9 protein-coding genes are annotated in these 8,935 nt (G+C 48.4%); all 9 read right to left on the bottom strand.

From position 1 onward, the window contains the following. Positions 1-136 precede the first annotated feature (136 nt). The 9 genes from trxB to FD01_RS04350 all read right to left on the bottom strand — a co-directional run bounded on the left by trxB (position 137) and on the right by FD01_RS04350 (position 8,682). Positions 137-1,084, bottom strand: a complete 948-nt coding sequence (gene trxB / locus FD01_RS04390; RefSeq protein ID WP_056962821.1) for a thioredoxin-disulfide reductase — start codon at positions 1,082-1,084, stop codon at positions 137-139. Positions 1,085-1,150: 66 nt separating this feature from the next. After that, positions 1,151-2,182 carry an NAD(P)H-dependent glycerol-3-phosphate dehydrogenase gene (locus FD01_RS04385; protein WP_056962819.1) on the bottom strand — a complete coding sequence of 344 codons (1,032 nt, stop codon included), beginning with the start codon at positions 2,180-2,182 and terminating at the stop codon, positions 1,151-1,153. A 14-nt stretch (positions 2,183-2,196) separates the two neighbouring features. Further along, complete coding sequence (gene lgt / locus FD01_RS04380) at positions 2,197-3,024, bottom strand: prolipoprotein diacylglyceryl transferase (protein ID WP_054718857.1); 828 nt, start codon at positions 3,022-3,024, stop codon at positions 2,197-2,199. A gap of 463 nt (positions 3,025-3,487) precedes the next feature. Further along, positions 3,488-4,423, bottom strand: coding sequence for an HPr(Ser) kinase/phosphatase (hprK, locus tag FD01_RS04375; protein WP_054718853.1), 936 nt, complete (start codon positions 4,421-4,423; stop codon positions 3,488-3,490). A gap of 129 nt (positions 4,424-4,552) precedes the next feature. Then, positions 4,553-4,891 carry a phage holin family protein gene (locus tag FD01_RS04370; RefSeq protein WP_054718850.1) on the bottom strand — a complete coding sequence of 113 codons (339 nt, stop codon included), beginning with the start codon at positions 4,889-4,891 and terminating at the stop codon, positions 4,553-4,555. Next, a complete protein-coding gene (locus FD01_RS04365) occupies positions 4,891-5,184 on the bottom strand; it encodes a hypothetical protein (RefSeq protein ID WP_054718847.1) in 294 nt (97 codons plus the stop codon). Before FD01_RS04365 ends, FD01_RS04370 begins: the two co-directional genes overlap by 1 nt. A gap of 21 nt (positions 5,185-5,205) precedes the next feature. Beyond that, entirely contained in the window at positions 5,206-6,672 is a 1,467-nt protein-coding gene (liaX, locus tag FD01_RS04360; RefSeq protein WP_056962817.1) for a daptomycin-sensing surface protein LiaX, read from the bottom strand. 329 nt (positions 6,673-7,001) lie between these two features. Then, positions 7,002-7,697, bottom strand: coding sequence for a phosphate signaling complex protein PhoU (gene phoU / locus FD01_RS04355; RefSeq protein ID WP_054718844.1), 696 nt, complete (start codon positions 7,695-7,697; stop codon positions 7,002-7,004). 73 nt (positions 7,698-7,770) lie between these two features. Beyond that, positions 7,771-8,682: a phosphate ABC transporter substrate-binding protein gene (locus FD01_RS04350; RefSeq protein ID WP_056962815.1), complete on the bottom strand. Its 912-nt coding sequence runs from the start codon at positions 8,680-8,682 to the stop codon at positions 7,771-7,773. Positions 8,683-8,935 lie beyond the last annotated feature (253 nt).

Here is an 8,935-nt window from a genome sequence, read left to right as displayed (position 1 = left end):
AATTTCGGTCTAGGTGCGGTGTCAAAAATATATCAACTCTACTTGACGAAGAGCCATAAACGTTTTTCAGAAGAATTGTGCAACTGATTTTGGGCACAAAAACAGCCGAGACCTTCACGATCTCGACTACTTTAAATTAAGCTTCAACTTTTAAATCGGCGTCTTGCAGCGTTTGAATATAATCAAACACACTTTGGCCGGCTTGGCCGCCATCACCAACAGCAGTAGTGATTTGACGTAACTTTTTAGCGCGGACATCCCCGATGGCAAAAATACCAGGAACGCGAGTGGCCATCAGTTCGTCAGTTGGGATCCAGCCGTTTTCATCCAAGATGTCGACGTCTTTGAAGGAATCCGTCAAAGGCATGATGCCGACATAGATAAACACACCAGAAGCTGGGATCACGTGAGACTCGCCAGTCACTTTATCGGTGTAACGCACGCCGGTGACTTTGTTATCGTCGCCGAGGATTTCTTCCGTGTTAGCATTCCACACGAAGCTGATCTTGTCGTTGGCAAAAGCGCGATCTTGCAAGATCTTTTGAGCACGCAAGGAATCACGACGGTGCACAATCGTCACGTGACTTGCCAAACCAGCCAAGTAAGTGCCTTCTTCAATAGCAGAATCGCCGCCGCCGATCACGACCACTTCACGGTTCTTGAAAAAGGCGCCATCACATACGGCACAGTAGGACACACCACGGCCTGAGAATTCTTCTTCGCCAGGGATCCCCAACTTACGGTGTTCTGCGCCAGTGGCAATGATCACCGCTTTGGCCGTGTAAGTCCCGTCGTCGGTTTCAACAATTTTAGTGTTGCCATCAGTCTTTAAACTGGTGACATTGCCGTATGCATATTCGGCACCAAATTGCGTGGCACCATCATACATTTGTTGACCGAGGTCTGGGCCTAACACCGACTTGAAGCCGGGGTAGTTTTCGATGGCGGCGGTGTTGTTCATTTGACCGCCATAGATCCCACGATCTAACATCAACACACTTAAATTGGCGCGTGATGCGTAAAGCCCTGCCGTCATCCCACCAGGGCCGGCACCGATCACGATCACATCATAAGATTTCGCCATAATGTCTTACCTCTGCTTTCTTTTCGTAAGCTAATTGTAACGCACGCAATTGATTAAATCAACCACTTACTTTTCAATATGAAAATCAAATTCTGGTTTACCCGCACGCTTCATTAAATCAGCGATGACCTCCTTGATCGGTGCATCTTCATATAACACGTGGTAAATCGCAGAAGAAATCGGCATTTCAACGCCTAAGTCCCCAGCAAGTTCATGGACGACTTTAGCCGTGGAGTACCCTTCAACGACCATCCCCATGTTATCCAGGACTTCTTTAACGGTTTGACCTTGGCCTAAGCCATTCCCGGCCTGCCAGTTACGCGAATGCACTGAGGTACACGTGACGATCAAATCGCCCACCCCAGACAAGCCGATAAAGGTCATTGGGTCAGCACCCAGTTTCACGCCTAAACGCGTGATTTCGGCTAAGCCCCGCGTCATCAAAGCCGCTTTGGTGTTATCGCCGTAACCTAAGCCGTGTAAAGCACCGGCGCCGATCGCGATAACGTTTTTCAAAGCGGCACCGAGTTCCACGCCGATCACATCTTGATTGGTGTACAAGCGGAAGTAGTCGTTCATGAATAACTTTTGAATCGCAGTGGCCGCGGCCAGGCTCTTTGAAGCAGCCGCTAACGTGGTGATATCTTTGGTTGCCACATCTTCTGCGTGACTTGGGCCAGAAATGACCACAATGCCAGAATGTAAGGCGTCAGGCAAAACGTCTTCCAAGACTTGTGAGACCCGCTTTTTAGAACCACGTTCCAAGCCTTTGGCCGCATGGGCGATGATCGGCTTTGAACCGCTGGCTTCAAGTAATGGCTTCACTTGTTCTGCCACTGAGCGCACCGCGTTAGTTGGCACCACGAACAAGATCACATCAGCCCCATCCACGGCCTCTTTTAAATCGGCAGTGGCGTGCAACGCTTCATGGAACTTGAAATCGCCAAGGTAATGCGCGTTAGTGTGTTGCTCATTGATTTCTGGAATTTGCTTAGGATCATGCGTCCACAAGGCGACGTCATGACCATTTTCGACTAGCAAGTTTGCTAAAACGGAACCCCAAGAACCGGCACCGAGTACTGCAATTTTTTTACTCAAGAATTGATTTCTCCTTATTGATTGACCTTTGCTAACGGGTCACCATCTAAATACCAATCGATATTTTGATGACGGCGATAGATCCACAAGCCGAGAGCCACCACGAACAACACGATGGACAAGGCTTGGGAGATTCGTAAGCCTGGGATCAAGTATAAACTGTCCGTCCGCATACCTTCCACGAAAAAGCGGCCGAATGCATACCACATCACATAGCTCAAGAAGATCTCGCCTTGCTTGAACCAGCCTTGATGATGGCGAATGCTCATGATCAAAATAAACCCGACCACATTCCACATCGACTCATATAAAAATGTCGGCTGACGATAAGCGCCGGAAATGTTCATTTGTTGAATGATGAATTCTGGTAAGTGCAACCCGCGCAAGTAAGCCAAAGTGGTTTTAGCCCCGAAAGCCTCTTGGTTCATAAAGTTGCCCCAACGACCGATGGCTTGGGCGATCATCACAGTGGGTGCCGCAATGTCTAAAACTAACCAAGCTGGCAACCACTTGACGCGGCAATAAACCAAAAAGACAATGACGCTGGCAATCAGCGCCCCATAAATCGCGATGCCGCCATGCCAGATAGCAATGATTTCGCTGGGATGTTGCGCATAGTACGGCCATTCAAAAGCGACATAATAGGTCCGCGCACCGATTAAAGCAAACGGTAGCGCCCATAACACCAAATTTAAAATATGATCGTCGGAAATTCCGCGACGAACAGATTCTTTCATGGCCAACCAAACAGCTAGCAAAACCCCGCAGGCGATGATCACGCCATACCAATGGATTTCAAGGCCGCCGAGTTGTAATGCGATCGGATTTAACGCAGCAAACATGGCAAACTCCTTTTATTCACGAATTGAATTGTGCTTTTTATAGTCTATCACAACCAAGGACGTTTGCCGACAGTCCTAAGCCTGATGACACATCGCGATACGAAAAAGGTCAGACTGTGAGGTGGTGCTCCAAGGGTAAGGCGTCACTCCGGTGAACTGGACAAGTTGCCGGTGCGGCCGACTACAGAAATCGGCAAAGTACGCCGATGTTCTTCCGTCTAAATATTGAACCGGAGAAAACCACTCCGTTTCAATATTTGCCGGTGAAATCTGCGCAAGCCGCCAAAGCCCAGCGTCTTGTTTGATTTCACTGCCACAGGCAATTGTCCAGTTCACCTCCGTGACCCCTTCCCGCACAGAGACTTTCTCAACGCGTTGGCGCACCTCATTTGGTCGCATCGTCACAGCACAACTCTCGAATATAAAAAGAGAACATAACGCATGGTCATGTTCTCAACGTGCATTATTCTTCTGAGTTGGATTGGATCAAGCTGTTCAAGTTGGCTTCAAAAGTCTTGGTGGCATCATAGCCCATGGACTTCGCACGGAAGTTCATGGCGGCCACTTCGATGATGGAAGCCAAGTTCCGCCCAACTTTAACTGGAATCGAGATCTTCGGCACAGCCACATCAAAGATCTGTTGTGATTGTTCGCCAGAACCTAAGCGATCAAATTGCTTATCTGGTGACCAGGCTTCCAAATGCACGATCAAATCGATGCTGGTGCGTTCACGCACCGCTCCGACCCCAAACAAGTTCATGACATCGACAATGCCTAAACCGCGAATTTCCAACAAGTGAGATAAGATCTTCGGCGCTTCCCCAACGATGGTTTGTTCATCTTGTTGATAAACATCGACACGATCATCAGCGATCAAGCGGTGCCCACGTTGGATCAATTCCAACGCCGTTTCAGATTTCCCAACGCCAGAATCCCCAGTGATCAATACCCCTAAGCCGTAAATATCCGTCAGCACGCCATGCATACTGCGACGTTCAGCTAAGCGACCATCCAAATAATCCGTGATCAAACTGGATAAACGCGTCGTTGGCAACTTCGACGTCAACACTGGAATGTGGGCTGCTTGGGCCGCGGTGACCATTTCTTTTAATGGGGCCATGCCGCGTGACACGATAAACGCTGGCGTATCGTCAGCACACATACGCTTGAGGATAGTGAGGCGTTCTTCGCTGGACATGTTGCCAGCAAAGGCATTTTCTGTGCGGCCAAAAAGCTGCAAGCGTTCATGCGGATAATAATTGAAGTACCCAGTCAATTCCAAACCTGGCCGGGAAATATCACTGACCACAACTTTGCGATCTTTGAGGTCTTCTTCTCCGCTGAATACGTCTAACTTTGTGTCTGCGACTAACTGTGCGACGGTTACGCTATCTGCCATCGGCTCCACCTGTCCTTCCATAGTTATCTTTAATTCTATCATCTAACTGGCATTCTGAACAGGGTTTGCTGGAAACCGTTTCCAGATTACTACCATAAAAAAGCCCAACCACTACGGTCAGGCTTTCCATTAATAGTCGCGATTGTCAAACAACGTATTCACGATACTGATCACGATGGCCAACAACATCATTGCGCCAAAGCCGGAGAAACTGATGCCAGCCACGAACACGGTCATGAGTTTTAACATGAACCCGTTGATCACAAGCAGGAACAAGCCCAGCGTCAAAATCGTCAGCGGAAATGAGAAGAACTTGATCACCGGCTTCACCAAACCGTTCAACACGCCGAGCACTAAGGCGCCAATCAACGCGGTGCCCCAGCTGGCGATAAACAATTGGCTGGGAAAGAATTGGGCGTAAACGATGAAGACCACCGTGGTCAGTAAAACTTTACGAAAGAAACTCACTAAAAATCGCTCCAATCATCATCATGGTGGGATGTTTGCTTTTCTTCATGGACATTGCGAGCGGCTTTGCGTTCATGCAAGCCATCTTGCCAGTCGGTCCGTTGATGCCGGGCTTGGCGATAGCGATAGTGGTGATGGTCATGATGATCAGAGCGGCCAACTAGCCACCAAATCAACAAGCCGATCACGATCGGCCAAAACAAAATGTGGATCAAGCCGAACACCAGCCCGATGACGCAAAGCATCACGACTCCGATGATGATTAAAAAAATGGGAATCAATAAGAAAGGCATAGGCGTTCTCCTTCAAAAAATTTAGGCGTTATCAGTATCTTTTAATTGGATGTTGCCGCTGGTAGTGGTGATTTCAACATGACCAACACCAGTCCCTGGACGATCCAAGGTCACATGTTTGGTGTTAGGTTCGACATCTTGGTTGGACAAGCGGCTCTTGACCATCCCAAAGCGGGTTTTGACATCACCAGATAAGGCAACACTTTGCGGCGCAGCAAGTTTAACATTACCGTTGACCGAGCTTGCCGTCAACTGGTCGAAGTCATGATCTAAGGTCAAACGCACCGTGCCGTTGACAGTTTGCAAGTTCGCCTTTTTCGGCGTGGTGTGCAACTTGATATCGCCATTGACGGTTTCAAACATCAAATCATGAATGTCGCCACCGTTGACTTTCAAGGAGCCGTTAACCCCTTGCGTTTCCAACATTGTGGCCGTCAAGTTGCCAAAGCTCAAATCGCCGTTGGCATTTTTGACGTAGAAGTCTTTGCCTTTGAGATCTTGCATTTGCACGCCACCATTGAGCAAGCGCACATTGACGTGATCATAAGTGCGACGTGGCAAGGAAATGATCAAGTCGGCTTGGACGCGACGGTTTGGCACTTGGAAAACAAAATGATCATCGTTGACGTCGATGTGGCTGCGATCTAAGAACGATTCCAGCGGCGTGGCACCATCCATTTTACCAAATAACTTGATGGTGGCGTCAACTTGGATATCTTCTTGATCCCAAGGACGCAACGTCACATCCCCGTTGGCCACTTTCAGGTCCAGCACCGAGGCTTGGGTGTCTGGGTAAGTGAAGGTATGGTTGAACTTCTCAGTCGCCAATCCTGGCACTTTCACGGTGACGTCTTTCCAATCCACGTTGTCTAAGACATTGTTCATGGTTTTCTTGAATAAGTTGGTGAACTGGTTGCCCGCCGATTCCATGGTTTTACCCAAGTCATTCAAGGCATCTTTGGCTTGATCTTGCCAATCGTCTGGTAAGACTTTGTCGGTAAAATGCTGCTTGGTCAACGCGCGCTTTTGACGGTTGAGATCAGCGAGCTGATCTTTATATTGATCGATTTGTGCCGCTAAGGCTTCGCGTTGGGCTTTGAGTTCGTTGTTTTCTTGCTTTAAGTCGCCGCGTTCTTGATACTTGGCTTCGGTCAAGGTGTCCAGATCTTCCATCGTATCTAACACGATGATCTGTTCATTGTTGGCAGAAATCTTAGCCGCGATGGCTTTGTCTTGAGCCGTAGCGGCATCTAGTGAACCAGCGACTTCAGCAATTTGCGTATTTAAGGCTGATAATTCAGCTTCATTTTGGTTTTCATCAGGTTGTTCAGTTTGGGTGTTTTGGTCAACATCAGGTTGCACCGTATCGGCCTGACGGGAATCGACTACCGTTTTGGCTTTGTCGAGATTCTCTAATAAGACTAAGGCTTCTTGGCTGGTGATCACGCCTTGCTTGACCAAATCAAGGATCCGTTCACGTTCATTCATGAGATTTACCTCCAGATAATCAACTACGATTGTGCAGGCTCAACAGTTGGCTTGCTTGTGTAACTATAGTATGCCTGCAACGCGAAATGATTGCATAGGTCCTAAGGTTGATTTTGCGCTAAGTCAATTGACCACCATTGATTTGGCTTAGGGACTGAGAAATCTTTGGCACAAAAATAGACCAACGATTGCATCTCAATCGTTGATCCCTATCTTTGTTTGTCTCAGTCGTTAACCATTAAGTCCGTCGCCGGCGTTTGATTTTTAATTCAGCCGTCCCTGCCATCGCCCAGTACGTCACCAAGGCCACCAGGATTAGTGCGCCGATTTTAATCAGTAGCTGCATCGCTGACGCCCTCAGCTTTCCGGCGGTCTTGTTTGCCGAGATTGAGTTCGACAATTTTGCCAGTATGGTTGTAAACGATCCATTCGGCAATATTCACTACATGATCGCCGATGCGCTCGAGCAAGCGCGACACAAATAAGTAACTGGCGATCAAATCGCCATCAGTCTCCGGACTTTGCGTGGTCAATTTGCGCACTGTCACAAAATCACGATCCACTTCTAAATCACGTCCAGCAACTTGTTCAGCTAACGTCACATCGGTTTTGAGATAGGCGGTGAGGATCTGTTCCAACATATTGCGAACAGTGGTGCTCATGTGCGTCAACACCTGATCGATTGCAGCGATGCGCTCGCGACTGGCAGCCTTCGTTTCCCGCGCGATCCCAACAGCATGATCGCCGATGCGTTCCAAATCGGTTGAACTTTTCAAAATACTCATCACGATGCGAAAATCTGAGGCAACCGGTTGTTGCAAGGCGAGGGTTTGAATGATCAGCTTTTCAAGATGTAATTTATCATTATTAATGGTCACATCGCGGTCGATCACCTTTTGGGCGGCATCGAAATCGACGTTCAAAAAAGCTTTCGTGGCCAAATCGATTTGTTCCGACACGTTCAGCCCCATGTCTTCAAATAAATGGTTCAACCGGTGTAAATCACGATTCAAAATTTCTGGCATGGTGCGCTCCTTTCAAAAAAACAGCATTTGCCGGCAAGGGGTAAGCCGACAAATGCTGGGATTTCACGACAAGCTACTTGTTAGACACTTTGTTGTTGGCGTCTTTTTGCACCTTCATGTCGTGAATGGAGATGTAACCTAACTTGGTCACTAAGCTCTTTTGCACGGCGTCAGAGTCGATGTACTTCAAGAACGCTGCCGCACCAGCATCGGCTTTGCCTTTGGTGTACATATGTTCATAAGACCAGATCTTCCAGTCGTTCGTGGCCACATTTTCAGGCGTTGGCTTCACATTGTCCACAGACAAAGCTTGCACATCGTCTTTAATGTAAGAGAACGCTAAGTATGACACGGCACCAGGAGTAGTGGCCACGATTTTTTGCACGGCGCCGTTGGAGTCTTGTTCTTGGCTGGTCATCGCGGACTTGCCTTCAAGCACCGCGGCTTCAAAAGTAGCGCGCGTGCCAGAACCTTGCGCCCGGTTGACCACAGTGATCGCTTTGTCAGCCCCGCCGACGGCTTTCCAGTTCTTCACCTTCCCAGTGAAAATGTCGCGCAGTTGACTCATGGACAAGTTCTTCACCCCGGCGTCTTTGTTGGCCACTGGTGCCATACCGACGACAGCGACTTGATGATCTTCAAGCTTAGACGCGTCGACGCCTTTGCCTTGTTCAGCAAAAATGTCCGAGTTCCCGATCGTGACTGCGCCTTGAACCACTTGGCTCAACCCAGTACCGGAACCGCCACCTTGCACCGTGATTTTTGCTTCTGGGTGGTCTTCTTGATAAGCCGAGGCCGCTTGTTCCACTAAGGGTTGTAAAGCCGTGGACCCGACTGCAACGACCTTCGCTGATTTTGGTGCGCTAGATGAAGACTTGGCAGCGGCATCTGCGTCTTTGGCGCTAGAGCTTCCCCCGCAGCCTGCCAGTAAAGTGGCAAAAGTCGTAAAAGTCAGTGCAAACGTGATCAGTGCGGATTTCTTCATGTTGTTCTTCCTTTCGTCTTGTCATCCTTAGAACATCTCTGATTCTAAGGCCTCGACGTAAAGATCAGCGCTATTTTCAGTAAAATTGCGGTAAAATTGCGGTGTGCATTCAGTAAAGTTTCATTGCTAACGTAAATAACACAACCGTATTAGCGACGATTTCATCATTAATTTATTGAAACCCACATAAAAAAGCGCTCCCGCGTTTTACAATCAAGTTAGCCACTATCGTTAGCACTCAGACAAAATAAAA

It is taken from the genome of Lacticaseibacillus manihotivorans DSM 13343 = JCM 12514 (assembly GCF_001435035.1).
Lineage (GTDB): Bacteria > Bacillota > Bacilli > Lactobacillales > Lactobacillaceae > Lacticaseibacillus > Lacticaseibacillus manihotivorans.
The sequence above is the reverse complement of the archived record's forward strand: the minus strand, read 5'-3'. Positions and strand labels throughout refer to the sequence as shown.

Coding starts and splice junctions, on each gene's coding strand:
- FD01_RS04350 (WP_056962815.1), bottom strand. CDS start 8,682: ATGAAGAAATCCGCACTGATCACGTTTGCACTGACTTTTACGACTTTT.
- liaX (WP_056962817.1), bottom strand. CDS start 6,672: ATGAATGAACGTGAACGGATCCTTGATTTGGTCAAGCAAGGCGTGATC.
- FD01_RS04365 (WP_054718847.1), bottom strand. CDS start 5,184: ATGCCTTTCTTATTGATTCCCATTTTTTTAATCATCATCGGAGTCGTG.
- hprK (WP_054718853.1), bottom strand. CDS start 4,423: ATGGCAGATAGCGTAACCGTCGCACAGTTAGTCGCAGACACAAAGTTA.
- phoU (WP_054718844.1), bottom strand. CDS start 7,697: ATGCCAGAAATTTTGAATCGTGATTTACACCGGTTGAACCATTTATTT.
- trxB (WP_056962821.1), bottom strand. CDS start 1,084: ATGGCGAAATCTTATGATGTGATCGTGATCGGTGCCGGCCCTGGTGGG.
- lgt (WP_054718857.1), bottom strand. CDS start 3,024: ATGTTTGCTGCGTTAAATCCGATCGCATTACAACTCGGCGGCCTTGAA.